Below are 26,008 nucleotides of genomic sequence, written 5' to 3'. Positions count from 1 at the left end.
TAGCTTACAGAAAGGGCGATGAAGTAATTGTCCTCGATGCTTTTGCTGAGCCTCCTGAAGGATTCGAGGAGTTTGATCTGGATCTTGATTAAACTGAATATGCCGGATGCAAGAATCACATTACTTTTATTTGAAGGGCAATAAAATGAGAGCTTTAATTTTTTTGGCAATGATTTTGCCTACAGCTTCATTCGGCGCGGCATTTGATATGTTTATCAATCAAAGGAACATTGCCGATACCGCCACGCTAACCAGGACCGTGCCGGGCCCTGGGCTTGGCCTAAATGGTTTTTTTGGCTACAAGGGTGAGAACAACCTTCCCTTCATCTGGAAGATTGGCAACTCATTCATGGTTATCGGCGATACCATCGAATCAGCCTCCGACTGGTCGAATGTCACGAACAGACCTTTGTTTTCGCCTGTTGCAACAAGTGGCGACTACAACGACCTAATAAATAGACCGTCAATGCCTGGCGCTCAAGTCAATTCCGACTGGTCCGCAACCAGTGGAGTTTCTGAGATACTTAACAAGCCAAATCTCTCAGCAGTCGCTACATCTGGGGCATACTCAGATCTGTCTGGAAGGCCGGATATCCCTTCCGCGCAAATCAATAGCGATTGGTCTGCAGCTGCTGGCGTCAGCCAAATCCTCAATAAGCCATCAACCCTTGCCGGGTATGGCATCACTGATGCGTATCCATTGGCTGGAAATCCATCAGGATTCTTGACCGGCATCACAGGCGGCCAGGTCACAACTGCTCTCGGGTTTACCCCCTACAGCGCATCCAACCCATCCAATTTCATCAATCAATCTGGGGCACGTTCTGCTATCAGCCTCACAACGTCAGGCACTTCTGGCGCGGCCACATACAATGCCAGCACCGGGGTTTTGAATATTCCAAACTATGCGCCTGGCACCGGCACGGTCACGAGTGTAACCGCAGGGTCAGGCCTTTCTGGCGGCATCATCACGACCTCAGGCACTATCAGTATGCCATCAGTCGGCACACCGGGAACTTACTCGAGTGTTACGACCGATGCCCAGGGCCGCGTGGCGGCGGGAACGGCGATGGCAATAAACGATTCTCCCGGAAGGTCCCTTGTCGCAGCAACAAACGCAACAGGATTCCAGGTGAGTTCCTCGCGAATCGCGCATGTGTGCTATGAGGGTTCTTTCTCGACCACTTCTACAATCGGAGGCCCATCGTCTGCCAGTGTATTTCTTGAAACCGCAGATACAAACAGCACAACTCCGGCGGACTGGGCCATCAAAGCTCAGCAAACATACAGCAACAACATCACATTGGCTGTGACTCTGAACCAAGTGCAGGGAAATAACTGGTCTTTCTGCCGGTACGTACCAGCAGGGAAGTATGTTCGTATTCGAGCTGGCTCGATCACAGGCACTGCATCTGTATCAATCAACGCAAGTCAACAGGAGGTCCTTTACTAGCAGCGAGCGCCCTTGAAAATCATGTCTGCCCACTCCTGCATCATGTCTCGCCGCTGCTCGAGATAGGTGGCATGGTTATAGATGTCGCGGATCGCGCTGCTGTCGGCATGAGCCAATTGCCGCTCGATCCAGTCCTTGTTGTAGCCGCGACTGTTCATCTCGGTCGAGAACATGTGTCGGAACCCGTGTGGCGACTGTCGCCCCGTATATCCGCAACGGTCTAGCAGGTTGACGGCATAGTTGATGCCGATCGGCCTGGCTGAATCAGAACGGTTGGGGAAAACATACTTCATGCTTCCGGATAGTGGCTGCATCAACCGCAGGATCTCGACCGCCTGGAGCGACAGCGGCACAACATGGTCACGGCGCATTTTCATCTTGCCGGCGGGGATTGACCAGATTGCTGTGTCCAAGTCGATCTCCGGCCACTCGGCTTTACGCACTTCTGCAGGCCGGCAGGCTGTGAGTATGAGCAGCTTTGTTGCGTACTGGAGAGGAAGGCCGGACTCGCTGCTCTCAATGGCCTTGATGATCTCCGGCATTTCCGAGAAAGCGAGGAACGGCCGGTTTTTGTGCGGGGCCATCTTCTCGGTGACAGTGTGCATTTCCGCTGTTGGGTTGTTCTCGATCATGCCGGTGGCGATGGCATACCGGAACACTTGCCCCATCCACTGTCTTGTCTTCACTGACGTCGTAAGCGATCCGCGGTGCTCAATCCGGCGGATGAGGGTGATCACATCGGATCGCTTAATCGAATCGATCTGGCGCGACCCGAAAGCCGGCAGCACATCAAGCTCCATCGCATTCGAAATGACTTTGGCCGATGATTCGGTCAAGCTCCCCTTCCTGAATTCCAGCCATTCTTCATATACTCGGCGGAATGTCTTCTCCTGGGCGCCAAGGCGCTCTGCCTTCTTTACCCTTCTTGATTCGCGCGGATCTATACCCTGCGCGACCTCTTCGCGCGCCTCATCTCTTCGCGCACGCGCTTCCTTCAATCCGATCTCAGGGTAGGTGCCAAGGGAGATCCTGGCCTGCTTGCCAAGCCAGGTGAACCTGAAGTGCCAGCTCTTCACGCCAGTATCTGCGATGTACAGGGACAGCCCAAGGGAGTCCGCAAGGGTGTAGCCCTTTTCTCTGGGCTTGGCCTGCCTGGCCGCAGTGTCCGTGAGTGCCACTAGTACATTGCCTCATTGATCAAGGTTCGATGTACTTGATGATGTACTAAAAAAATCGTGATGGATAGGGTTGTATCGGGACGGTCCAGGGCGAGGAAGGCCCTGGCATACTGGTGCAACATATCTTGCAGGGACTTATCGATTTTTGGCGGGAGCCCACAGTGGAATCTTTGAAGATTTCCACGGTATTGTCAGCTCTGAAGAATGCATGCAGCTGGGCAGTTTAACAGTTCCGTTGCGGGAATAACCGTCTCAAAGCGCCAGCAGGCGCTCCGCCAGTCCACCGTTATCGGCCAGGTCGAGGAACTCGTCGCCCAGTCGCCGGCTTTCCTCCATCGCCTTGCGCCAGTAGCTCTGGCGACTCCGATCGTCGCCCATGAAGCGCTTGAAGTCGTTACGATCCGGCAGCTTGCCGTAGGGCAACCGGGCCAGGTATTCCTGCGAAGGGGCCAGCAGCAGGACATCCTGCAAGCGGTCAGGACTGCCGCGGCGCCATGGGAGGGTCTTGTCGAACCAGCCGGGTATGACCTTGTCGGTGAAATGTGGGTACAGCACCACATCGTCACCGCTGTAGGGCAGGTCCAGGTGATAGTCGAGCAACCCGCCATCGCGATAGGTGCCATTGCCGACGCCGACGATGTCGCGTACGCCCTCCATGACCATCGGGATCGATCCCGAGGCCAGCAGGCCCTGGCGCAGGTTCTCCGTCGCCAGCGGCAGCAGGCGCGAGGGAAAGTCCTTCAGGGGCAGCAGGGGAGGGGAGAGACGTGGGTCATGCAGGATCACCCGCTCGAAATGCCGGGCCAGGCGCGCACGGCCCAGCAGATTGTCGGCGATCACGGAAGACAGGCCCAAGCCGAGACGGCCCCGATGATCGTCCGCCAGCAGGCCATGGCTTTTGACGATGACCACGTTCAACCGGTAGCGTTCGTTGCTCAGGATCGAGGCATCGCGCCCCTCGAGCAGGTCATGCAGCATGCGCTCGCAACTGCGGCTGACCTGCGCCATGGTCACACCCTTGGCAAAACTCTGTTCGTTATAGAGTTGGCCCAGCCGTTCGATCCCCTTGGCAGCATCCGGCAGACAGGCGCTGGCAAACCGCCAGGCGCCAATCGAGGCACCGATCAGCGAACGTTCCCGTGGGCTGCCGGGTAGCCATTGACCGAACAGCGCCAGGTCCAGCCCCTGGATACCCAGGGCTTTCGGTCCACCCGCCGCGCCGGGCAGGGTGCCGACATCGGCGGCTTTCAGCCCGCTTTCACGAATGCGCCGATAGGCGCGCTTGCCGGCCTTGAGCGTCAGCGCGGGATATTTGATATGGATCGCAGTCATACAGCTCTCGTTCTGTGGATAGCCGGATTATAGGGAAGGTTGTCGCGAGTGGCTGCGGGGGCAGGAAAATCGACCGACCGTGCCTGAGGCGTGGACCGGCAATGGTCCAGGAAATTCAGCTTCATTTAAGTTGAAGTGGTTACCTTGTAACCGGTAACTGGCCATTTGCCATGGAGTGTTGTGATGAAAGCCCTGGGCACCGCTTTGGTCTTTTTGGCTCTGTGGGTCGCCACCTCCGAAGTCTCGGGTCGCGATATTGCCGTTGATGAGGCGGCGAAACTGCAGGCGGCAGGTACAATCCTGTCTCTTGATCGATTGGCCGCCATCGCCGGGGCCAGGCACCCCGGTGCACTGCCGAGCGATACCGGGCTGGAGCAGCGATACGGTCACTATATTTATCGGATAGAACTGCGCGACGCTCAGGGAGTTGAGTGGGAAATCGAATTGGACGCCGGTAGCGGTCAGGTTCTCAAGGACCATCAGGACAGGTAATGATCTTCTATTTGCGCGCCTGCAGTCTGTTGATGCTGGCAACCCTCTGTTCCCTGGCAGCGGCCAGGGATCTGGATCAGGACGAGGCCCTGCGCCTGCGCCAGCAGGGAGTGATACTACCCCTGGAAAGCCTGTTGCAACGGGCCATGGGCCATCATCCCGGGTCAAAGCTGCTGGAGGCCGAGCTTGAGACCAAGCACGGTCACTATGTCTATGAAGTCGAGTTGCTCACCCAGGCCGGTGTGGTCCGGGAACTCAAGCTCGATGCCAGCAATGGCGATCTGTTGAAAGACGAGGAGGACGACTGATGCGGTTGTTGCTGGTGGAGGATCACGTGCCCCTGGCCGACGAATTGCTGGCCGGCCTGGCTCGCCAGGGGTATGCCGTCGACTGGTTGGCCGATGGGCGCGATGCGGCCTACCAGGGGGCTGTCGAGCCGTATGATCTGGTCATTCTCGATCTCGGCCTGCCGGGCCTGCCCGGGCTGGAAGTACTGCGGCAGTGGCGGGCCGGTGGCCTGGGCATTCCGGTGCTGATCCTCACTGCACGCGACTCCTGGGCCGAGCGTATCGAGGGGCTCAAGGCCGGTGCGGACGATTACCTGACCAAACCCTTTCATCCCGAAGAGCTGCAACTGCGAGTCCAGTCGCTGTTGCGTCGTGCCCACGGCCAGCCGAACCAGCCGACCCTGAACGCCGCGGGCCTGCACCTGGACGAGGGTCGCCAGTGTGTCAGTCGTGACGGCGCGGAGATCCAGCTGACCGCCGCCGAGTTTCGCCTGCTGCGCTATTTCATGCTGCACCCGGAGCAGATCCTCTCCAAGAGCCATCTGGCCGAACATCTCTATAACGGTGAAACCGAACGGGACTCGAATGTCCTAGAAGTGCACGTCAATCATCTGCGCCGCAAGCTGGGGCGCTCGGTGATCGAGACCCGTCGCGGCCAGGGCTACCTGTTCGGTGGGGCCGGCGGGTGAGGTCGATCCAGCGCCGCCTGAGCCTGGGCCTGGTCAGCGTATTGCTGATCGTCGGCCTGATCGTTGCGCAGACCAGCCTCTGGTTGTTCGAAATGGGGCTGCAACGCTATCTGGAGGATGGCCTGCATGCCGACAGCGAGAATCTGCTGGTCGCCCTGGTACGTGGCCCCGACGGCCTGCAGCTGGATGAGCGCCGGCTGTCCCCGGCCTATCAGCGACCGTTTTCCGGGCACTACTTCCGAATCGATTTCGCCGACCATCACTGGCGCTCCCGTTCGCTCTGGGACCAGGACCTGCCGGTGCCGGAGCAGCCGGGGCTGCACGCCAACCTGCAATTGGGTCCGGAAAGGCAGATGCTGCTGGTATTGCGCTCGGACTACCGGCGCCTGGGGCAGTCGATCAGCATCAGCGTGGCCCAGGACTATACGCCGGTCCGGGAAAGCTTCCAGCTGATGCAGCGCATCGGCCTGGGGATCGGGCTGGCGGCGCTGATCGTGATCCTGCTGCTGCAGCGGGTCACTGTCCGCCGGGCCCTGCGCCCGCTGGAAAACGCCCGGGAGCAGATCGCCCAGTTGCAGCAGGGCAAGCGTTCGCAGCTGGAGACTCAAGTCCCTCAGGAACTTGAGCCGCTGGTGGCACAGATCAACCACCTGCTGGCCCACACCGAAGACAGCCTCAAGCGTTCCCGTAACGCCCTGGGCAATCTGGGACATGCCCTGAAAACCCCGTTGGCAGTGCTGCTGAGCCTGGCCTCGGATACCCGGCTGGATGCTCATCCGGGCCTGCGCCAGGTATTGCGCGAGCAACTGGAACAGATCGAACAACGCCTGAGCCGTGAACTGAATCGCGCGCGCCTGGCCGGTGACGCCTTGCCCGGCGTACTGTTCGATTGCGATACGGAGTTGCCAAGCCTGCTGTCGACCCTGGGGATGATTCATGGCGAGCATCTGTCGCTCAGCCACACCGCCCCGCCAGGCCTGCAACTGCCCTGGGATCGCGAGGACCTGCTCGAGCTGCTGGGCAATCTCCTGGACAACGCCTGCAAGTGGGCGGATGCCGAGGTTCGCCTGGGCATCGTGGAAACCGTGGGGGTTATCGCCTGAGTATCGAGGATGACGGCCCCGGCATTCCCGAGCAGAACCGGGATGCGGTTTTCAGCCGAGGCACGCGTCTGGATGAGCAGACCACCGGGCATGGCCTGGGGCTGGGCATCGTGCGCGATATCGTCGATGCCTGGGGGGCGCAGATGCGCTTGTTGAGCAGCCCGCTGGGCGGGCTGCTGGTGACGATCGACTTGCCGCGCAGGAACTGAAGCCCCGCGCGCCCGGCCTCAGACCCGGAACTGGTCCATCAGGCCCTGCTGCTGGTTGGCCAACTGGTTGAGCGACTGGCTGACCCGTGCCGATTCGTTGGCCTGTCCCGACAGCGACTCGGTGACATCGCGAATGGTCGCCACGTTGTTGTTGATTTCCTCGGCGACCGCGCTCTGTTCTTCCGCCGCGCTGGCGATCTGAAGGTTCATGTCGGTGATGACCGTGACCGCACTGCCGATCTGCTGCAGGGCGGTCACCGCCTGGCTGACCTGCTCGACACTGCCCTGGGCCTGGCGATGACTGTTGCCCATCGAACTGACCACCTCGCGGGTGCCGTTCTGCAGCTCTTCGATGACCTGGCGGGTCTCCTCGACCGACTCCTGGGTGCGCCGGGCCAGGTTGCGCACTTCATCGGCGACCACCGCGAAACCGCGTCCGGCCTCACCGGCCCGCGCGGCCTCAATCGCCGCGTTGAGGGCCAGCAGGTTGGTCTGCTCGGCGATGGCGCGAATCACTTCGAGGACCGAGCCGATCTTCTCGCTGTTGGCCGCCAACCCTTCGACCTGGCCCATGGCATCGCTCATGTCGGCAGCCAGGTGACCGATGCTGCTGGTGGTACGGTCGATCACGGTCAGTCCCTGGCGGGTCGCCTGGTCGGCATCACGGGCGGCTTGTGCGGCCTGGGCGGCGCTGCGGGCGACATCCTGGGCGGTGGCGCTCATCTCGTGGGAGGCGGTGGCGACCTGGTCGACCTGGCGGTACTGCTGTTCCATGCCGGCGCTGGTCTGGGTGGCGATGGCGGCGGACTGGTCGGCGGTGCCGCGGGCGTCCTGGACCGAGCGCTTGACCTCGGCGATCACCGGTTGGAGTTTATCGAGGAAACGGTTGAACCAGCCGGCCAACCGGCCCAGTTCGTCCTTCTTGTCATAGTGCAGGCGGCGGGTCAGGTCGCCTTCGCCACTGGCGATGTCTTGCAGCATGTGGGCGACGGCGAGAATCGGCCGAGTCACGCTGCGTGCGGTGAGCCAGACCAGCAGCAGGCCGATCACCGCCGCCAGCAGGCCGAGGCCGGATTCGATCAGGGTGCCGGCGGCGCCGCGCTCGTCGAGCTGCGCCTTGAGCGCCTCGGCCGGTCCTACCAGCACCTTCTGCGGCACATCGAGCAGCACGCCCCAGGGCTTGCCGCCGGGGATCGGCTGGAAGGGCGCGAGGATCTTCAGTTGCTGGTGGGTACGCAAGACCTGTGTCTCGCTGCTGTTGGCCAGTTGCTGGATCAGCGCGGTGCCGTCGAGGCTATCGACCTGGTCCAGGCGCTGGCTGAGCTTGCTGGCATCCGGGCTGTAGCCGGCGAGCAGGCCGACGGGGCTGAGGATACTGACACTGGTCTGGCCATCGTAGAGCTTGCTGCTCGCCTGCTGGCTGACCGCTTGCAGGCTGTCGAGGTTGATGTCCACCGACAGCGAGGCGATCACCTTGCCCTCGAACTGCAACGGAAAGACGATGCTGGTCATCAGCACGTTGTGGCCGTCGATTTCGTAGAAGTACGGCTCGATCACGCACGGCTTGAGAGTGATGCGCGGGCAGGTGAACCAGGTGTTGTTCGGTTGGCCGCTGGGGCCGGTGCTGGTGTCGCTCATGTCGCTTTCCGGCAGCGACATGGAGGTCAGCCTGCCGGCGGTCGGTTGCGACCAGTAGAGGGCGAAGCGGCCCTTTTCGTTGCTGCCGAGTTTCTTCTGGCCGGCGAACAGTTCGTCCTTGCCGTCCAGCGCATTGGCTTCGAACACCAGGGACAGCCCCAGCAGGTCGGGGTTGGCCTGCAGGGCGGCCTTCACCTGGCGGGTCAGGTCCTCGCGCAGATCGAAGGCGTCGAGAAAGCGCTTCTGGGCCTGTTCGCGCAGAAACAGCACCTGGCGGGCGAAACCGTTGCCGTATTGGTAGGCATCCATGAACTGGCGGCGGATGATCAGCGCCTGGACTTCGCCCTGGGCCTCGATACGCGCCTGGGCGGCCTCGTTGAGCATTTCCATGCTCGAGGCCTTGACCAGTTCCGAACTGTGCTTCATGCGGTAGAGCGAGAGGCTGACCAGCAGCGTGACGATCCCCAACAGGCAGAGCCCGGCGAGCAGGGTGATCTTCCATTGGATGGAAAGCTGTCTGAGCGACATGTAACGACGTCCTTATTCTTTGAAATGCAGAGGTTTGGAAGGTTAACGGCATGCCTGATTTTTTCTTTATTTGAATGTTCAAATAAAAAACAATGACCGGCGTCAACGAAGGGTGGCTTTATCCCATCGAATGAACATCGATGAAAATCGACAATACGTCGTAAAAGGTCGATTTACTGTCGGGAAAACGAGGAACTTCGACTATTTCCTGCATCTGCACGGGCGTGCGGGCTGCTCAACTTTCCGCGATTCAGGCCGTTAAACCGTTACCAGCCCAATAATAAGAGAGCATCCCCATGCGCCTGAGTCTCAAGGCCAAAGTCCTGTCCCTCGCCGTCTTGCCGGTCCTGGTGTTTGCGGTGGTGATCAGCCTGACCACCGCGTTGATTCTGCAGAATCAGGCGCGCCATGAGGTTGAGGAAACCCGCCAGCAACTGATCGCCGAAGCCCGGGCGACCCTCAAGAGCTATGTCGCGGTGGCGATGACGGCGATCAAGCCGCTCTACGATGCGTCCGCGCCCGGTGACCAGGCTTCCCGCGACCAGGCCATCAAGCTGCTTTCGAGCATCAAGTACGGCAAGGACGGCTACTTTTTCGGCTACGACTCGCAGATCGTCCGCTTGTTCAAGAGTGACAGCCCCGACGGGCTGGGCAAAAGTTTCAAGGACACTCGCGATCCCAATGGCGTGTATGTCAACCGCGGCCTGGTCGAGGTGGCCAAGAATGGCACCCACTACCTGGAATACAGCTCGCCGCTGCCGGGCAAGGAATCGGTACTGGTGCCCAAGCTGGGTTACACCGAGTATCTGGACAAGTGGGACATGGCGGTCGGCTCCTCGGTCAACCTCGACGGGATCGAAGCCCAGGTCGCGGTGGTCCAGGCCAAGATCACCGAACGCATGGAGGGCGTGGTGCTGAGCATCGTCGGTATTGCCTTGCTGGTGCTGCTGGTGATTGCCATCGTGGGGATGCTGGTGGCCAATACCATCCTGCGGCCCCTGGTGCTGATGAAAGCCAACCTGGACGATATCGCCGCAGGCGAGGGCGATCTCACCCATCGCCTGGCAATCACCAGCCAGGACGAACTCGGGCAGTTGGCCGGGTCGTTCAACCGCTTCGTCGAGAAGATCCACAGCCTGGTGCGGCAGATCACCGAGATGACCGGGCAGTTGACCGGTTTGGTCGGCCAGGTATCCGAACAGGCCAACCGTTCGGAAGAGGCGATGGAGCGTCAGCGGCACGAGACCGATCAGGTCGCCACGGCGATCAACCAGATGTCCTCGGCGGCCCAGGAAGTGGCCCGCAGTGCCCAGGGCGCCGCGGTCGCGGCCCAGCAGACCGACGCCGAAGGCCAGGCGGCCAAGCGGGTGGTCGATGGCAGCATCGAGCAGATTCATGCGCTGGTGAAGGACATTCGCCACAGTGGCGTGTCGCTGGACAGCCTGCAGCAGGACGTGACGTCGATCGTCAGTGTGCTCGGGGTGATCCGTTCGATCGCCGAACAGACCAACCTGCTGGCCCTCAACGCGGCGATCGAGGCCGCCCGCGCCGGTGAGGCGGGGCGCGGTTTTGCGGTGGTCGCGGACGAGGTGCGGGCATTGGCCAGCCGGACCCAGCAGAGCACCCAGGAAATCCAGGGCATGATCGATCGCCTGCAGTCGGGAACGCAGTCGGCGGTTGAGGCGATGCGCCGTTCCAGCGAGGCTGGGGACGGTACCTCGGTGAAGGCCAACGAGGCGGGGGCTTCGCTGGATACCATTGCGCAACTGATCGGGACCATCAACGCGATGAACGCACAGATCGCCAGTGCTGCCGAGGAGCAGACGGCGGTGGCCGAGGAGATCAACCGCAGCGTGCACCAGATCGCGGTGGCGGTGGATAACGTCGCGGACCAGACCCAGCAGGGCGCGCAGACTTCCCGCAGTCTGGCGGACCTGGGGCAGCGTTTGGGCAAACTGGTGGGGCAGTTCCGGATCTGAGACCGGCGTTATCGTTCTTCGCGGATAAATCCTGCTCAGCGTTGAGTCGTACACCGAGGAAGGCTCGACACTGTGGGGTTTATCCGCGAAGAGGCCACCGCAGCCTCAGTGGATTTTACGGACCGACCTGGATATCGCGCATCAACAACCCGAACTCCAGCTCGACCTGATCCGGAATCGGCAGGTAAACCGTGTGCCCATCCCCCGGCGCCACCTCGATCGCCTCGCCGTTGCCATTGCGCAACTCACCCAGGTCGAAATGAAAGTTTCCCCTGGGCGTCATCAGTTCCAGATGGTCGCCCAACTCGAAACGGTTCTTCACCTTGACCTCCGCCAGCCGCCCGCGGCGCACGCCGGTCAGTTCGCCGACGAACTGCTGGCGCTCGGAAACCGAGCTGCCGTTCTGGTAGTTCTGGTACTCGTCATGCACGTGCCGACGCAGGAAACCCTCGGTATAGCCGCGTTGGGCCAGTGATTCGAGGTCGGTCATCAGGCCGCGGTCGAACTCGCGCCCAGCCACCGCGTCGTCGATCGCCTGGCGGTAGACCTGGGTGGTCCGCGCGCAGTAGAAGTGCGACTTGGTCCGGCCCTCGATCTTCAGCGAATGCACGCCCATCCGTGCCAGGCGCTCGACATGCTGCACCGCGCGCAGGTCCTTGGCGTTCATGATGTAGGTGCCGTGCTCGTCCTCGAAGGCCGGCATCGATGTTTCGGGGCGGTTGGCCTCCTGCAGCAGGAACACCTGGTCGGTCGGCGCTCCGAGGCCAAGGGTCGGCTCGACCACTTCGGGCTCGAAAACCTTGACGATCTCGCCGGTGAGGTTTTCCGTAGCCGGCTGCGCACTGTATTTCCAGCGACAGGCGTTGGTGCAGGTGCCCTGGTTGGCATCGCGCCGGTTCATGTAGCCCGATAGCAGGCAGCGCCCGGAATAGGCCATGCACAGCGCGCCGTGAACGAACACCTCCAGTTCCATGTCCGGCACCTGCTGGCGAATTTCCTCGATCTCCTCCAGGGACAGCTCCCGGGACAGGATGATTCGCGTCAGACCCATCTGCTGCCAGAACTGCACGCTGGCCCAGTTCACGGTGTTGGCCTGCACCGACAGGTGAATGGGCATCTGCGGGAAGTGCTGGCGCACCAGCATGATCAGGCCCGGGTCGGACATGATCAGCGCGTCCGGCGCCATCTCGATCACCGGCGCCAGGTCCTTGAGAAAGGTCTTGAGCTTGGCGTTGTGCGGGGCGATGTTCACCACCACGTAGAAACGCTTGCCCTGGGCCTGGGCTTCGCGGATGCCGAGGGCCAGGTTGGCGTGGTCGAACTCGTTGTTGCGCACCCGCAGGCTGTAGCGCGGCTGGCCGGCGTAGACGGCGTCGGCGCCATAGGCGAAGGCGTAGCGCATGTTCTTGAGGGTGCCGGCCGGAGCCAGCAGTTCGGGGGCAGGGAAGGGCATGTGCGGACCGTCGGCAAAAGGGCGCGAGATTAAACCTTCCGGATTCTGGTTTTATTGATCTGGATCCAGACTTTGTGAACGAATCGCCGCGTTGGCCTGACTAAATCGTTGGGTGCCCTGCGCCCCTGCGTTTTCCCGACATGGACCGGACATGAGCGAAGCTTCTCTGCACAACAAATTCCTGCTGGTGCTGCTGGCGCTGGTGACCGTGGCCTTCCTCTGGATTCTCCAGCCGTTCTATGGCGCGGTGTTCTGGGCGGTCATTCTCGGGATCGTCTTCGCGCCCTTGCAGCGCCGCCTGCTGCTGCGGCTGAAGGCCCGGCGTAACCTCGCATCGTTGTGCACCCTGGGAGCCTGCCTGCTGATCGCCGTGCTGCCGGTGATTGTCATAGGCGTGTTGCTGGTACAGGAAGGGACCGCGTTGTACCAGAGTATCGAAAGCGGTCGCTTGGACATCGCCGGCCACGTGGCGCAGTTCAAGCACCTGCTGCCAGGCTCGTTTCAACGGCTGCTCGATCGCTTCGGCCTGGGGGATCTCGATGGGCTGCAGGCCAAGGTGGTCGAGGGCGTGACCCAGGGCAGTCAGTTCCTGGCCAGCCAGGCTGTCAGCGTCGGGCAGGGCACCTTCGAGTTCGTGGTGAGCTTTTTCATCATGCTCTACCTGTTGTTCTTCTTCCTGCGCGACGGCCCGGAACTGGTGCGGCGGATCCGTACGGCGGTGCCACTGGCCGAACAGCAGAAACGTCGCCTGCAACTGAAGTTCAACCGCGTGGTGCGTGCCACGGTGAAGGGCAACCTGGTGGTGGCGGTGACCCAGGGCGGCCTCGGCGGGTTGATCTTCTGGCTGCTGGATATCCCCAGTGCCCTGCTCTGGGCGGTGGTCATGGGGTGTCTTTCGCTGCTGCCGGCGGTGGGGGCAGGGATCGTCTGGGCGCCGGTGGCCGTGTACTTCCTGCTGAGCGGGGCGATCTGGCAAGGCGTGGTGCTGGCGCTGTTCGGCGTGTTCGTGATCGGGCTGGTGGACAACCTGCTGCGGCCGGTCCTGGTGGGCAAGGACACGCGCATGCCCGATTACCTGATCCTGGTCAGCACCCTGGGCGGGTTGTCGGTATTCGGGCTGAACGGCTTCGTCATCGGGCCGTTGATCGCCGCCCTGTTCCTCTCCAGCTGGGATATCTTCACCGAGAACAAGAAACGCGTGAGATTGCCCTCCTGAGCGCGCGCCTCTGTAGGAGCCGGCGGTGCGGCGATCCGACTTGCCCGCGAAAGGGCCCTGGCTTCGACCCAATCACCTGAAACTGTAGGAAATCCCGGCGTACACCCCCATGCCTTCGCCCGGCACCGAACGCGCCGCGTCGGCCCCCTTGTCGTCATAGCCTGGCACCACCAGCGCGGCATAGTGCTGGTTGGTGAGATTGCGCAGGTCCAGCCAGGTCTGCCAGTCCCGCTTGGGCGAGGCGTAGCCCAGGGTGGCGCCGAACAACGCGTAGGACGAGGCATGGCGGGAGTTGGCGTAGTCCACGGCCATGCGCGAGGCGACCTGGGTATTCAGGCCGAGGTAGACGCCGGTCGGATGGTCGTAGCGGATCTCGGCCTGGTAGTAGTGCTGTGGAATGCCGGGCAGGCGGTTGTCGCCAAAGGCTCGGTCATCGCGGTAATGGAAGTCGCTGAAGGTGTAGGCCTGGCGCAGGCTGACCTTGCCCAGGGCCGGGCGTTCCCACAGCAGGCTGTCCAGGCCGGCTTCGATACCCTGGTGCACGGTGGGGCTGGCGTTCACTTCGCCGGTGATCGTGGCCTGGGTCTGGGTTGCGGCCTGCAGCTCCACGGTCAGCAACTCGTGACGTACGGCCGAGTAGTACCAGGCCAGGTCCCACTTGCCGAGCCAGGACTCGCCGCGGCTGCCCAGTTCCAGGGTGGTGGCGGTCTGGTTCTGCAGTTTGATCGGTGTGCTTTGCAGACCGATGGCCGCGCCATTTCCCGCGCCGAAGCGGGTGCCCGAACTCCAGATCAGTGACCACGGATGCGGTGGTTCGACCGAGCGGCTGAGGTTGCCGTAGACCTGCAATTGCGGATTGAACTGGTAGCGCAGGCCCACGCGCGGCGCGTAGTCCCAGTCATGCTGGCTGACCTTGCCGCCGCTGGCCGGATAACTCACCTCGCTTTCGCGGCGGGTATAGATCATTGCCAGGCCGGTGGTCAGCCAGAGGTCAGGCAGCAGCTCAAGGTCATTGCTGGCGTGCAGCACGTTGTCCGAGCCCTGGTAGCTGAAGTCACGGGTCTTGGTGCCGGCCGGATAGCCTGCGGTGTTGCCGACAGGTATCCGCACATATTCTGAGGCTCCACTGTTGGGCAGGTGCCTGGTGCTGCGCCAACCGACGGTGGTCTTGCTGTCCAGGCCGAACAGGGTGTCGCGACGGATGTAGTTCAGGGTGCCGCTGACGTCGGTATAGGCCACCTTGAGGCGGTTGGGGCCTTCGCGCAGGTCCATCGGGTAGTCGTGATAGACCAGCCCCACCTCCAGCTTCGAATCGTCGTCCAGGTACATCGTGGTCTTGCTGCCCAGCCAGGTACTGCCCGGTTGCGGACGGCTGGCGTCGCGGCTGAGGTAAGACGGGTTGGCCGCGCGCGGATGGTGCTTGATCTGGTCCTGGGTCACTCGCCCGGCCAGCTCGTTGTCGGTTTCGCGATAGCGCAGGTAGAGGCGTGTCTCCAGCTCCGGGCTGAAGCGATAGCCGACGTTCGCCGCAATGCCCTTGCTGCTGCCTTGGGTATGGTCCTGGTAACCGTCGTAGTCCGAGTCGGTCAGCGACACGTAATAGTCCAGATCGCCCAGCACCTGCCCGGAGCTGATCTGGCGTTTGCGGTAGCCATAACTGCCGGTTTCGTAGCGCACCTGCAGGGGCGCGGCATCCCGCCCGGTGTGGGTGATGTAGTCGATGGCGCCACCGAGGGCCAGCGAGCCGCGCTCGAAACCGTTGGCACCGCGCAACACTTCGGCGCGGCTCAGCCACAGCGGCTCGAACAACTCGTAGGGTGTGCCGCCGGGACCGGTCAGCGGCAGGCCGTCGAACATCGTGTAGACACCCGAGCCGTGGGCGCCGGGCGCGCGGTTGATGCCCGAGCCGCGAATCGACACCTTGGTGCCGTCGTTGCCGGCCGACTGGGCATATACCCCGGGCTGATAGGCAAGCACATCCTGGTTGCCGGCGACACGGCCGTTCTCCACCTTGCCCAGGTCGACCAGGTTGCTGGCACCGGGCACCTCCTGCAATTGCTCGCGGGCTTCATCGATCTCGCTGACCTCCTCGCTGCGCACCTGGACTTCACCCAACTCGACGGAGGCGGGGGCGGCTTGCAACGGCGTACTGCACAAAAGGGCGAAAGGGAGCAGGGAAGAGGGGAGGGCGGTGCGCATCGACAGGTGCTCGGCGGAACAGGGCGGGCCAGCCTATAGAAGTCGAGAATGGTTCGCAACGCATTCGGCAGGCCCTGAAAACAAAACACCCCGCCAGAGTTGCCTCGGGCGGGGTGTCGGGTCCGGCTGGCCGTTTGCTTAGCTGGCCAGGACCGCGTGTTGCACCAGTTCCAGCAGCGGTTGCGGGTACACGCCGAGGAAGAAGGCCAGGATCGCGATCGCCAGCAGCATCACGCCACCCGCACGTTGTTCCCAGTGCAGTTGGGCATCGTGACGACGCAGGTTCGGCTCGATCAGGTACAGGGTGACCATCACGCGCAGGTAGTAGAAGACGCCGATGGCGCTACCGACCACCAGGGAGCCGATCAGCCACCAGTGCTGGGACTCGACACCGGTCGCGATGATGTAGAACTTGCCGATGAAGCCGGCGGTCAGCGGGATGCCGGCCAGGGACAGCATCATCACGGTCAGTACGGCGGTCAGGTACGGACGGCGCCAGAACAGGCCGCGGTACTCGTACAGGGCATCCATGTCGCGACCGTTGTACGGCGAGGACATCAGGGTGATCACGCCGAAGGCGCCGAGGCTGGTGATCACGTAGGTGACCAGGTACACGCCCATGGCTTCCAGCGCCAGGCCCTTGCTCGCCACCAGAGCGATCAGCAGGTAACCGAAGTGGGCGATGGACGAGTAACCGAGCAGACGCTTGAGGTTGCTCTGGGTCAGCGCCAGCAGGTTGCCGACCAGGATCGAGGCTACGGCGATGACCGCCAGGACGTTGCTCAGTACGCCGCTGCTGGCCACCGGCGAGATCTGGAACAGGCGAATCATCACGGCGAACACGGCGACCTTGCTGGCGGTGGCCAGGAAGGCCGCTACCGGTGCCGGGGCGCCTTCGTAGACGTCCGGGGTCCAGAGGTGGAACGGTACCAGCGACAGCTTGAACGCCAGGCCGACCAACATCATGCCCAGGCCCAATTGGGCGATCGGGCTGGGCAGGCCGGTGGCCGCCAGGGCCTGGCCGATACCGGTGAAGCTCAGGGTGCCGGCTTCGGCGTAGAGCAGGGCCATACCGAACAGCAGGAACGCGGAACCGGCGGCCGACAGCACCATGTACTTGATACCGGCTTCCAGCGAACGCTTGTTGAAGAACGCGTAGGCCACCAGGCCGTAGACCGGTACCGAGAGCAGTTCCAGGCCGATGAACAGGCTGGCCAGTTGCTGCGCGCTGACCAGCACCAGGCCACCGGCGGCGGCCATCAGGATCAGCAGGTACAGTTCTTCACGGTTGCCCGGGTAGCCCGAACCGCCATCGCCCAGGTAGGCGTGGGCGAGGGTGACGCAAGCCAGGGTGGCGACCAGGATCAGCGCCATGTACAGGCAGGCGAAGTCGTCGATCTGGACCAGCGGGGTCACCGCCAGCGGGGCGACTTTCAGGGCTGGCAGGATCGACAGCAGCGCCAGGTTGAGACCGGCACAGGACAGCAGGAAGGTCTGTGAGTGGTTACGGCGCCAGGCGATCGCCAGCATCACCACGATAATGGTGAGGCTGGTGATCAGCAGCGGCGCCAGCGCGATAAAGTGTTGAATCGTGAATTCCATAGCGCTCTTACCGGGCCGAAGCGAGTTGAGTGAAGGCGGTGCCGAGCCACTGCTGCACGCCATGCATGGTGGCGGCAGAGGTGTCGAGGAACGGTTGCGGGTACACGCCGAGGTAGATCAGCAGTACTGCAAGGCCGAGCACCATGGTCAGTTCACGACCGTCCATACCGTGCAGCACTTCATCGGACTTGGCCGGGCCGAAGTAGGCGCGGTGGATCATGATCAGCGAGTAGACCGAACCGAACACCAGGCCGGACGTGGCGATGGCGGTGATCCATGGCGCGCTGACGAAGGTACCGATCAGGATCAGGAACTCGCCGACGAAGTTGCCGGTACCCGGCAGCCCCAGGGAGGCGGCGGCGAAGAACAGGCTGATGGCCGGCAGGTAGGCGATCTTCGACCACAGGCCGCCCATTTCACGCATGTCGCGGGTGTGGGTACGCTCGTACAACTGACCGCTGAGGATAAACAGGGCCGCTGCCGACAGGCCGTGGGCCAGCATCTGGATCACCGCGCCTTGCAGGGCCTGCTGGCTGCCGGAGTAGATACCGATCAGCACGAAGCCCATGTGCGAGACGCTGGAGAAGGCGATCAGGCGCTTGATGTCGGTCTGGGCGAAGGCCAGGAAGGCACCGTAGAAGATCCCGATCAGACCCAGGGTCATGGCGATCGGCGCGAACTCGGCCGAGGCGTTCGGGAACAGCGGCAGGGCGAAACGCAGCAGGCCGTAGGCCGCGGTCTTCAGCAGGATACCGGCGAGGTCGACGGAACCGGCGGTCGGTGCCTGGGCGTGGGCATCAGGCAGCCAGGAGTGGAACGGTACCACCGGCAGCTTCACCGCGAAGGCGATGAAGAAGCCGAGCATCAGCAGGTACTCGACACCGTGCGACATCTTGGTCTTCAGCAGGTCGGCGTAATTGAAGGTGATCACGCCGGTGTTGTTGAAGTTCACCAGGACCAGGCCGAGGATCGCCACCAGCATGATCAGGCCGGAAGCCTGGGTGAAGATGAAGAACTTGGTCGCCGCGTAGATCCGGGTCTTCTTGCCGTCCGAGGAGCTGTGACCCCAGAGCGCGATGAGGAAGTACATCGGCACCAGCATCATTTCCCAGAAGAAGAAGAACATGAACAGGTCGAGGGCGAGGAATACGCCGACGACACCGCCCAGGATCCACATCAGGTTCAGGTGGAAGAAGCCCACGTGGCGCTGGATCTCTTTCCACGAGCAGAGTACCGAGAGGATACCCAGCAGGCCGGTCAGCAGGATCATCAGCAGCGACAGGCCGTCGAGGGCCAGGTGCACGTTGATGCCGAAGCGCTGGATCCAGACGTGCTTGAACTCGATGGCCCAGGTCGGATCGGCGCCAGGCGCCGGTGCCAGGTGGTAATCCCCGTGCGCCCACAGCCAGAGGCCGAGGGCGAGTTCGAGGGTCATGGTCAGCAGCGCAATCCAGCGGGGGAGGGTGGCGCTGGTGCGCTCACCCAGCCAGCACAGCAGGCCGCCGATGAAGGGGATCAGGATTAGCCAAGGCAGAATCATGACGGGCTCAATTCCTTTCGCAATGTCGCAAGGTTCATAGTCAGACCGCTACCAGTACGATGGCGCCGAGCACCACGACTGCACCAGCGGCGATCGACGCGGCATACCAACGCAGTTGACCGGTCTCGCTGCGGCTCAGGGCGGTGTGACCGCCCTTGGCCAGGCGCGGGATCAGGCCGATGGTCTGGTCGAGCGGGTCTTTGCGCAGCACATGGCTGATCGCCAGGTAAGGCTTGACGAACAGTTTGTCGTAGATCCAGTCGAAGCCCCAGGCGGCGAACCACCAGGCCGAAAGGATGCGTCCGATGCCGCTGTTGGCGATGGCCGTCACGAAGCGACGCTTGCCCAGGAACAGCACCGCAGCCAGCAGGATACCGGCCAGGGCGATGGCGCCCGAGGCGATTTCCAGGCTGTGCTTGGCTTCGCCGCCGGCGTGACCGGCGCTTTCCGGCAGTACGCCGGCCAGTGGTGGGTGAATCCAGGCACCGACGAAGGTCGACAGCACGATCAGCACGCCCAGCGGCAGCCAGTGGGAGATACCGTGGCCGGCATGGGCTTCGGTCTTGGCTTCGCCGTGGAAGGCGATGAAGATCAGGCGGAAGGTGTACAGCGAGGTCATGAACGCACCGACCAGGCCGGCGTACAGCAGGCCATGGTTACCGCTGGCGAAGGCTTCCCAGAGGATTTCGTCCTTGGAGTAGAAGCCGGCGGTCACGATCGGCAGGGCGGCCAGGGCGGCACCACCGACGATGAAGCTGGCGTAGGCCAGTGGCAGTTTTTTCCACAGACCGCCCATCTTGAAGATGTTCTGCTCGTGGTGGCAGGCGACGATCACCGCACCGGAGGCAAGGAACAGCAGGGCCTTGAAGAAGGCGTGGGTCATCAGGTGGAAGATCGCGCCTTCCCAGGCGCCGACGCCCAGGGCCAGGAACATGTAGCCGATCTGGCTCATGGTCGAGTAGGCGAGGATACGCTTGATGTCGGTCTGAACCAGCGCGGCGAAGCCGGCGAGAACCAGGGTCACGCCACCGACGATTCCCACCAGATGCAGGATATCCGGCGCCAGGGCGAACAGGCCGTGGGTACGGGCGATCAGGTAGACACCGGCGGTCACCATGGTCGCGGCGTGGATCAGTGCCGAAACCGGGGTAGGACCGGCCATCGCGTCGGCCAGCCAGGTCTGCAGGGGCAGTTGGGCCGATTTACCGACCGCACCACCGAGCAGCAGCAGGGTCGCCAGCACGATCCAGAAGTCGCCGACCTTGAAGTGCTCAGGCGCCTTGACCAGCAGTTCCTGGATGTTCAGGGTGCCCAGCTGCTGGAACAGGATGAACAGGCCGATGGCCATGAACACGTCGCCGATGCGGGTGACGATGAACGCCTTCAGTGCCGCGTTACCGTTGTTGCGGTTGCTGTAGTAGAAACCGATCAACAGGTAGGAGCACAGGCCCACGCCTTCCCAGCCGAAGTACACGAACAGCAGGTTATCGCCGAGCACCAGGAACAGCATGCTGGCGATGAACAGGTTGGTGTAGGAGAAGAAGCGCGAGTAGCCGTCTTCACCGCGCATGTACCAGGAGGCGAACAGGTGGATCAGGAAACCCACCCCGACCACCACACCGAGCATGGTGATCGACAGGCCGTCGATGTACAGGGCGAAGTTGGGGGCGAAGCCCTCCACCGACATCCACTGCCACAGCACCAGGGTGTAGTGGCCGCCTTCAGGAGGCGCGACGTTGAACTGCCAGATCACGTAGGCGGCGACGATCGCCGACAGGCCGATGGAGCCGACGCCGATCAGGGCCGAGAGGTTTTCCGAGAGACGTCCACGGGAGAACGACAGCAGCAGGAAACCGATCAGGGGGAATACGAAAGTCAGAAAGATCATGTTCATCCGCGCATCTCACTGGCAGCGTCGATATCGAGCGTGTGGAAGCGGCGATACAGTTGCAGCAGGATCGCCAGGCCGATACTGGCCTCGGCGGCTGCCAGGCTGATCACCAGGATGAACATGATCTGTCCATCCGGTTGCGCCCAGCGTGCGCCCGCGACGATGAAGGCCAATGCGGCGGCGTTCATCATCACTTCCAGGCTCATCAGCACGAAGAGAATGTTGCGGCGGACCATCAGGCCGACCAGGCCGAGGCAGAACAGGATGCCGGCGACGGCCAGACCATGTTCCAGAGGGATAGCAGGCATCGTATTACTCCTTCGCCTCGTTGCGGCCCAGGTGGAAAGCCGTGATGGCTGCGGCGAGCAGCAGCATCGAGGCCAGTTCGACGACCAGCAGGTATGGACCGAACAGGCTGATGCCCACGGCCTTGGCGCCTACGGTGGTTTGACCGATGCCGACACCGCTGCTGTGGCTGAACAGCACGTACAGCAGTTCGGCCAGCAGCAGGGCGGCGAGGATCACCGGCCCGATCCAGATCCCGGGCTTGAGCCAGGTGCGTTCCTGCAGCACCGAGGCGGGCCCGAGGTTGAGCATCATCACCACGAAGACGAACAGCACCATGATGGCGCCGGCGTAGGCGATCACTTCCAGGGCGCCGGCGAACGGGGCGCCGAGGCTGAAGAAGGTCATCGCCACGGCGATCAGCGAAATGATCAGGTAGAGCAGGGCGTGCACGGGGTTGGTGTTGGTGATCACGCGAAGCGTGGACACCACTGCGATACCCGATGCGAAATAGAAAGCGAATTCCATCGTTCTTCCTTAAGGCAGCAAGCTCTTCACGTTGATCGGTTCGGCTTCGTTCTGGGCGGCGCCTTTCGGCTTGCCGGCAACGGCCATACCTGCAACACGATAGAAGTTGTAGTCAGGGTTCTTGCCGGGGCCGGAGATCAGCAGATCTTCCTTTTCGTAAACCAGATCCTGACGTTTGAACTCGGCCATTTCGAAATCCGGCGTCAGCTGGATCGCGGTGGTCGGGCAGGCTTCCTCGCAGAGACCACAGAAAATGCAGCGCGAGAAGTTGATGCGGAAGAACTCCGGGTACCAACGACCGTCGTCGGTCTCGGCCTTCTGCAGCGAGATGCAACCGACCGGGCAGGCCACGGCACACAGGTTGCACGCCACGCAGCGCTCTTCGCCATCGGGGTCGCGGGTCAGGACGATGCGGCCGCGGTAGCGCGGTGGCAGGTAGACCGGCTCTTCCGGGTATTGCAGGGTGTCGCGCTTGCGAAAGCCATGGCCGAAAATCATCACCAGGCTTCGCAGCTGGGTACCGGTACCCTTAACGATGTCACCAATATATTTGAACATGGGTCAAATCCTCACTGAACCGCGCCGGCGGGCGTGTTCAACAACACGAGCGCAGCGGTCACCAGCATATTGATCAGGGTCAGTGGCAGGCAGAATTTCCAGCTGAAGTCCATCACCTGGTCATACCGTGGGCGCGGGATCGAGGCGCGCAGCAGGATGAACATCATGATGAAAAACGCGGTCTTCAGGGCGAACCAGACGAACGACAGTTGCGGCAGGATGCCGAACGGACCGTGCCAGCCACCGAAGAACAGGGTGACCAGCAGTGCCGAGATCAGGATGATGCCGATGTACTCGCCAACGAAGAACATGCCCCATTTCATGCCGGCGTATTCAATATGGTAGCCGTCGGCCAGTTCCTGTTCCGCTTCCGGCTGGTCGAAGGGGTGACGGTGAGTCACGGCCACGCCGGCGATGAAGAAGGTCAGGAAACCGAAGATCTGCGGGATGATGAACCACAGGTGCTGGGCCTGGTATTCAACGATGTCGCGCATGTTGAACGAGCCGACCTGGACCACGATGCCCATCAGCGACAGGCCCATGAACACTTCGTACGAAACGGTCTGGGCCGAGGCCCGCAGACTGCCGAGCAGGGCGTACTTGTTGCTGCTCGACCAGCCGGCGAACAGTACGGCGTACACCGACAGGCCGGCCATGGCGAAGAAGAACAGCAGGCCGATGTTCAGGTCCGCCACACCCCAGGTCGGGGTGATCGGGATGATCGCGAAGGCGATCAGCAGGGCGCTCATGGCGACCACCGGTGCCAGGGTGAAGATCACCTTGTCGGCGAACGGTGGGGTCCAGTCTTCCTTGAAGAACATCTTCAGCATGTCGGCGGCGATCTGGAACATGCCGAACGGGCCGACGCGGTTCGGACCGTAGCGGTCCTGCCACCAGCCCAGCAGGCGACGTTCGACGAAGCTCAGCAGTGCGCCGCAGACCACCACGGCCAGCAGGACCACGATGGCCTTGATGACCGTGAGGATCACGTCAATCACTTCAGGGGTGAACCAGGTCATTGAGCCGCCTCCTGCAGACCGTCAACGGATTTGCCGAAAATCGCCGGCGGGATACCAGCCAGGCCAGCCGGCAGGGCTACCAGGCCAGCGCCCAGTTGTTCATTGACGCGCAGCGGCAGACGCAGGGTGGTGCCGGCCACGTTGAGGCTCAGCAGGGCACCGTCGTTGACGCCCAGGCGGTCCGCTTCGGACTTGGCCAGTGCGACGTAGGCGGCCGGGATGCGCTCCTGCACCGGCGCGGCCTTCGAGGAGTTCTCCTCGCTGCCGAACAGATGATAGAACGGTACCGCCTGCCAGGTGCCGCGCGATGGCGAGAAGGCAGCCGGTACGCTGGTGAACCAGCCCAGGTTGTCGCCACGGCTTTCGATCAGGCGGATGCCCGGGTCACCGGCACGAATGTGGCCGCCGACTTCGTCCTGGAACTTGTTCCAGGCCTGTGGCGAGTTCCAGCCCGGCGACCAGGCGAACGGCACCTGCTGGCGCGGTTCGGCGGAGCCCGAGTAGCCTTCCATGGAGAAGGCGAACGCGGTGTCCTGATCCTGCGGGGTGCGTGGCTCGTGCACGCTGATGTTGGCGCGCATGGCGGTACGACCGGAGTAGCGCAGCGGTTCGCGGGCCAGTTTCAGGCCCTTGATGCGGAACGCAGCCGACGGTGCGGCGTCGACGATAGCGGCCAGTTGCGGCGCGCTGGCGGCGCAGGCGGCGGTGACGTGGTCCAGCTGGGTCCAGTCCACCGGCTTGTTCAGCAGGGTCGCACGCAGGGCGTGCAGCCAGCGCCAGCCTTCGTGAACCAGGATGCTGGCGTCCATGTATTGCGGGTCGAAGACCTGGAAGAAGCGCTGGGCGCGGCCTTCCTGGCTGACCAGGGTGCCGTCGCCTTCGGCGAAGGTCGCCGCCGGCAGCACCAGGTGGGCGCGGTCGGTGGTGGCGGTCTTCTGGTGGTCGGCAACGATCACCACCTTGGCGGCCTTGAGGGCGGCGTCGACCTTGGCGGCGTCGGTACGGGTGAACAGGTCGTTCTCCAGCACCACGATGGCATCGGCACGGCCGGAAATCACCGCGTCCAGGGCGGCATCGACGGACTCGCCACCGAACATGGCCAGGCCGAGGCTGTTGGCCTCAGGCACGACCAGGCTGATGGAGCCTGCCTTCTCGCGCAGCTTCAGGGCCTTGGCGATGTTCGCCGCGGCTTCGATCAGTGCCTTGGAACCCAGGGAGGTACCGGCGATGATCAGTGGGCGCTTGGCCGCGAGCAGGGCGTCGGCGATACGCTGGGCCAGTTCGCGGGCTTCGCTGTCCAGGCCTTCGACGGCCGGTGCGCTGGCGTCCAGGGCGTGGGCCACGGCGAAGCCGAGGCGGGCCAGGTCATCCGGTGCGGCGTGCACGCACTCCTCGGCGACGTCGTCGAGCTTGGTTTCCGCGAGGCTGGCGATGAACAGCGGATTCAGCGCGTTCTGGCCGATGTTTTTCACCGCGGCGTTGAGCCACGGCTGTACGCGCATCGCGTCGGCCATGTCCTCGGCCTTGCCCTTGACCGACTGGCGCAGGGCCAGGGCCAGGCGGGCGGCGGTCTGGGTCAGGTCTTCACCGAGGACGAACACGGCGTCGTGGTCTTCGATGTCGCGCAGGTTCGGCACGGGCAGCGGGCTGTCCTTGAGGACTTGCAGCACCAGGCGGATGCGCTCCAGCTCGGACGCTTCGATACCCGAGTAGAAGTGTTCGGCACCGACCAGTTCCTGCAGCGCGTAATTGCTTTCCAGGCTGGCGCGCGGCGAACCGATGCCGACGATGTTGCGACCGCGCAGCAGCTCGGCGGCCTTGTCCAGGGCGTTGTCCAGGCTCAGCCTGGTGCCGTCGGCCAGCAGTGGCTGGCGTGGACGGTCGGCGCGGTTGACGTAGCCGTAACCGAAGCGGCCACGGTCGCACAGGAAGTACTGGTTCACCGAACCGTTGAAACGGTTTTCGATGCGCCGCAGTTCGCCGTAGCGCTCACCGGGGCTGATGTTGCAACCGCTGGAGCAGCCATGGCAGATGCTCGGGGCGAACTGCATGTCCCACTTGCGGTTGTAGCGCTCGGAGTGGGTCTTGTCGGTGAACACACCGGTCGGGCAGACCTCGGTGAGGTTGCCGGAGAACTCGCTTTCCAGGGTGCCGTCTTCGACGCGACCGAAGTACACGTTGTCGTGGGCGCCGAATACGCCCAGGTCGGTGCCGCCGGCGTAGTCCTTGTAGAAGCGCACGCAGCGGTAGCAGGCGATGCAGCGGTTCATCTCGTGGGCGATGAACGGACCGAGTTCCTGGTTCTGGTGGGTGCGCTTGGTGAAGCGATAACGGCGCTCGTTGTGGCCGGTCATCACGGTCATGTCTTGCAGGTGGCAGTGACCGCCTTCCTCGCAGACCGGGCAGTCGTGCGGGTGGTTGGTCATCAGCCATTCGACGACACTGGCGCGGAACGCCTTGGACTCTTCGTCGTCGATGGAAATCCAGGTGTTGTCGGTAGCCGGGGTCATGCAGGACATGACGATACGACCACGGGTGTCGTTCTCGTCGTTGTACTGCTTGACCGCGCACTGGCGACAGGCACCGACGCTGCCAAGAGCGGGGTGCCAGCAGAAATAAGGAATGTCGAGGCCCAGCGACAGACATGCCTGTAACAGGTTGTCTGCCCCGTTGACTTCGAGTGCCTTGCCGTCTACGTGGATAGTGGCCATGGTTCAAAGTTCTTCGTTGGCCCGCGTCTGCGGGCGTGGCTAATGGAATCCTGTACTCGCCTGGCGCGTCTAGGCGCGGCTGCAGACGAGGAAGAGGGCGGCATGCACCGCCCCCTTC

The 26,008-nt window shown here is 62.7% G+C and carries 18 protein-coding genes and 4 pseudogenes; 8 read left to right on the top strand and 14 right to left on the bottom strand.

Annotated elements, in window-relative coordinates:
• Nucleotides 1-106 precede the first annotated feature (106 nt).
• A complete protein-coding gene (locus ACZ5KU_RS21055) occupies nucleotides 107-1,453 on the top strand; it encodes a DUF5585 domain-containing protein (protein WP_464736177.1) in 1,347 nt (448 codons plus the stop codon).
• Here the strand turns inward: ACZ5KU_RS21055 and ACZ5KU_RS21050 are convergent.
• Entirely contained in the window at nucleotides 1,450-2,631 is a 1,182-nt protein-coding gene (locus tag ACZ5KU_RS21050; RefSeq protein ID WP_464736176.1) for a tyrosine-type recombinase/integrase, read from the bottom strand. The genes ACZ5KU_RS21055 and ACZ5KU_RS21050 overlap by 4 nt on opposite strands.
• Nucleotides 2,632-2,883: 252 nt before the next feature.
• A complete protein-coding gene (locus ACZ5KU_RS21045) occupies nucleotides 2,884-3,963 on the bottom strand; it encodes a hypothetical protein (RefSeq protein ID WP_054060214.1) in 1,080 nt (359 codons plus the stop codon).
• Between the two features lie 183 nt (nucleotides 3,964-4,146).
• Here ACZ5KU_RS21045 and ACZ5KU_RS21040 point away from each other — a divergent pair, with 183 nt between their 5' ends.
• The 4 genes and pseudogenes from ACZ5KU_RS21040 (at nucleotide 4,147) to ACZ5KU_RS21025 (ending at nucleotide 6,743) form a co-directional block, all read left to right on the top strand.
• Nucleotides 4,147-4,455 carry a PepSY domain-containing protein gene (locus ACZ5KU_RS21040; protein WP_054060213.1) on the top strand — a complete coding sequence of 103 codons (309 nt, stop codon included), beginning with the start codon at nucleotides 4,147-4,149 and terminating at the stop codon, nucleotides 4,453-4,455.
• Nucleotides 4,455-4,763 carry a PepSY domain-containing protein gene (locus ACZ5KU_RS21035; protein ID WP_054060212.1) on the top strand — a complete coding sequence of 103 codons (309 nt, stop codon included), beginning with the start codon at nucleotides 4,455-4,457 and terminating at the stop codon, nucleotides 4,761-4,763. The genes ACZ5KU_RS21040 and ACZ5KU_RS21035 overlap by 1 nt, the downstream gene beginning before the upstream one ends.
• Entirely contained in the window at nucleotides 4,763-5,431 is a 669-nt protein-coding gene (locus ACZ5KU_RS21030) for a response regulator transcription factor (protein ID WP_054060211.1), read from the top strand. Before ACZ5KU_RS21035 ends, ACZ5KU_RS21030 begins: the two co-directional genes overlap by 1 nt.
• A pseudogene (locus tag ACZ5KU_RS21025) lies at nucleotides 5,428-6,743 on the top strand (ATP-binding protein). Before ACZ5KU_RS21030 ends, ACZ5KU_RS21025 begins: the two are co-directional and overlap by 4 nt.
• Before the next feature lie 18 nt (nucleotides 6,744-6,761).
• Here the strand turns inward: ACZ5KU_RS21025 and ACZ5KU_RS21020 are convergent.
• Together ACZ5KU_RS21020 and ACZ5KU_RS21015 are read right to left on the bottom strand one after the other, a co-directional pair.
• Nucleotides 6,762-7,274: pseudogene (locus ACZ5KU_RS21020) on the bottom strand (methyl-accepting chemotaxis protein); the annotation flags it as partial.
• 345 nt (nucleotides 7,275-7,619) lie between these two features.
• Nucleotides 7,620-8,690: pseudogene (locus ACZ5KU_RS21015) on the bottom strand (PDC sensor domain-containing protein); the annotation flags it as partial.
• 515 nt (nucleotides 8,691-9,205) lie between these two features.
• Between ACZ5KU_RS21015 and ACZ5KU_RS21010 the strand changes: the two are divergent.
• Together ACZ5KU_RS21010 and ACZ5KU_RS21005 are read left to right on the top strand one after the other, a co-directional pair.
• A pseudogene (locus tag ACZ5KU_RS21010) lies at nucleotides 9,206-10,030 on the top strand (cache domain-containing protein); the annotation flags it as partial.
• Nucleotides 10,031-10,066: 36 nt separating this feature from the next.
• On the top strand, nucleotides 10,067-10,888 hold the full coding sequence (locus ACZ5KU_RS21005; RefSeq protein ID WP_416773533.1) for a methyl-accepting chemotaxis protein: 822 nt from the start codon (nucleotides 10,067-10,069) through the stop codon (nucleotides 10,886-10,888).
• Between the two features lie 115 nt (nucleotides 10,889-11,003).
• Here ACZ5KU_RS21005 and trhP read toward each other — a convergent pair whose 3' ends face one another.
• Nucleotides 11,004-12,341 carry a prephenate-dependent tRNA uridine(34) hydroxylase TrhP gene (gene trhP / locus ACZ5KU_RS21000; protein ID WP_054057220.1) on the bottom strand — a complete coding sequence of 446 codons (1,338 nt, stop codon included), beginning with the start codon at nucleotides 12,339-12,341 and terminating at the stop codon, nucleotides 11,004-11,006.
• A gap of 151 nt (nucleotides 12,342-12,492) precedes the next feature.
• Between trhP and ACZ5KU_RS20995 the strand changes: the two genes are divergently transcribed.
• Entirely contained in the window at nucleotides 12,493-13,557 is a 1,065-nt protein-coding gene (locus tag ACZ5KU_RS20995; RefSeq protein WP_054057221.1) for an AI-2E family transporter, read from the top strand.
• A 72-nt stretch (nucleotides 13,558-13,629) separates the two neighbouring features.
• Here ACZ5KU_RS20995 and ACZ5KU_RS20990 read toward each other — a convergent pair whose 3' ends face one another.
• The 9 genes from ACZ5KU_RS20990 to nuoG form a co-directional block, all read right to left on the bottom strand.
• Nucleotides 13,630-15,756, bottom strand: a complete 2,127-nt coding sequence (locus ACZ5KU_RS20990) for a TonB-dependent receptor family protein (protein ID WP_464736175.1) — start codon at nucleotides 15,754-15,756, stop codon at nucleotides 13,630-13,632.
• A gap of 138 nt (nucleotides 15,757-15,894) precedes the next feature.
• On the bottom strand, nucleotides 15,895-17,358 hold the full coding sequence (nuoN, locus tag ACZ5KU_RS20985) for an NADH-quinone oxidoreductase subunit NuoN (protein ID WP_054057223.1): 1,464 nt from the start codon (nucleotides 17,356-17,358) through the stop codon (nucleotides 15,895-15,897).
• A 7-nt stretch (nucleotides 17,359-17,365) separates the two neighbouring features.
• Nucleotides 17,366-18,898, bottom strand: a complete 1,533-nt coding sequence (gene nuoM, locus ACZ5KU_RS20980) for an NADH-quinone oxidoreductase subunit M (RefSeq protein ID WP_054057224.1) — start codon at nucleotides 18,896-18,898, stop codon at nucleotides 17,366-17,368.
• Between the two features lie 40 nt (nucleotides 18,899-18,938).
• Nucleotides 18,939-20,792: an NADH-quinone oxidoreductase subunit L gene (gene nuoL / locus ACZ5KU_RS20975; protein WP_054057225.1), complete on the bottom strand. Its 1,854-nt coding sequence runs from the start codon at nucleotides 20,790-20,792 to the stop codon at nucleotides 18,939-18,941.
• Nucleotides 20,789-21,097, bottom strand: coding sequence for an NADH-quinone oxidoreductase subunit NuoK (gene nuoK, locus ACZ5KU_RS20970; protein ID WP_017131317.1), 309 nt, complete (start codon nucleotides 21,095-21,097; stop codon nucleotides 20,789-20,791). Before nuoK ends, nuoL begins: the two co-directional genes overlap by 4 nt.
• 4 nt (nucleotides 21,098-21,101) lie before the next feature.
• Nucleotides 21,102-21,602, bottom strand: coding sequence for an NADH-quinone oxidoreductase subunit J (gene nuoJ, locus ACZ5KU_RS20965; protein WP_054057226.1), 501 nt, complete (start codon nucleotides 21,600-21,602; stop codon nucleotides 21,102-21,104).
• Nucleotides 21,603-21,611: 9 nt separating this feature from the next.
• Nucleotides 21,612-22,160 carry an NADH-quinone oxidoreductase subunit NuoI gene (gene nuoI / locus ACZ5KU_RS20960; protein WP_017903633.1) on the bottom strand — a complete coding sequence of 183 codons (549 nt, stop codon included), beginning with the start codon at nucleotides 22,158-22,160 and terminating at the stop codon, nucleotides 21,612-21,614.
• A gap of 11 nt (nucleotides 22,161-22,171) precedes the next feature.
• Nucleotides 22,172-23,179 (bottom strand): NADH-quinone oxidoreductase subunit NuoH, encoded by a 1,008-nt coding sequence (gene nuoH / locus ACZ5KU_RS20955; protein ID WP_054057227.1) that lies wholly within the window; start codon nucleotides 23,177-23,179, stop codon nucleotides 22,172-22,174.
• Nucleotides 23,176-25,890, bottom strand: a complete 2,715-nt coding sequence (gene nuoG / locus ACZ5KU_RS20950) for an NADH-quinone oxidoreductase subunit NuoG (protein WP_416769744.1) — start codon at nucleotides 25,888-25,890, stop codon at nucleotides 23,176-23,178. Before nuoG ends, nuoH begins: the two co-directional genes overlap by 4 nt.
• Nucleotides 25,891-26,008: the final 118 nt, after the last annotated feature.

Source organism: Pseudomonas sp. Tof1 (assembly GCF_055390395.1).
Note: the sequence above shows the minus strand (reverse complement) of the source record. Positions and strands in the feature narration are given on the sequence as shown.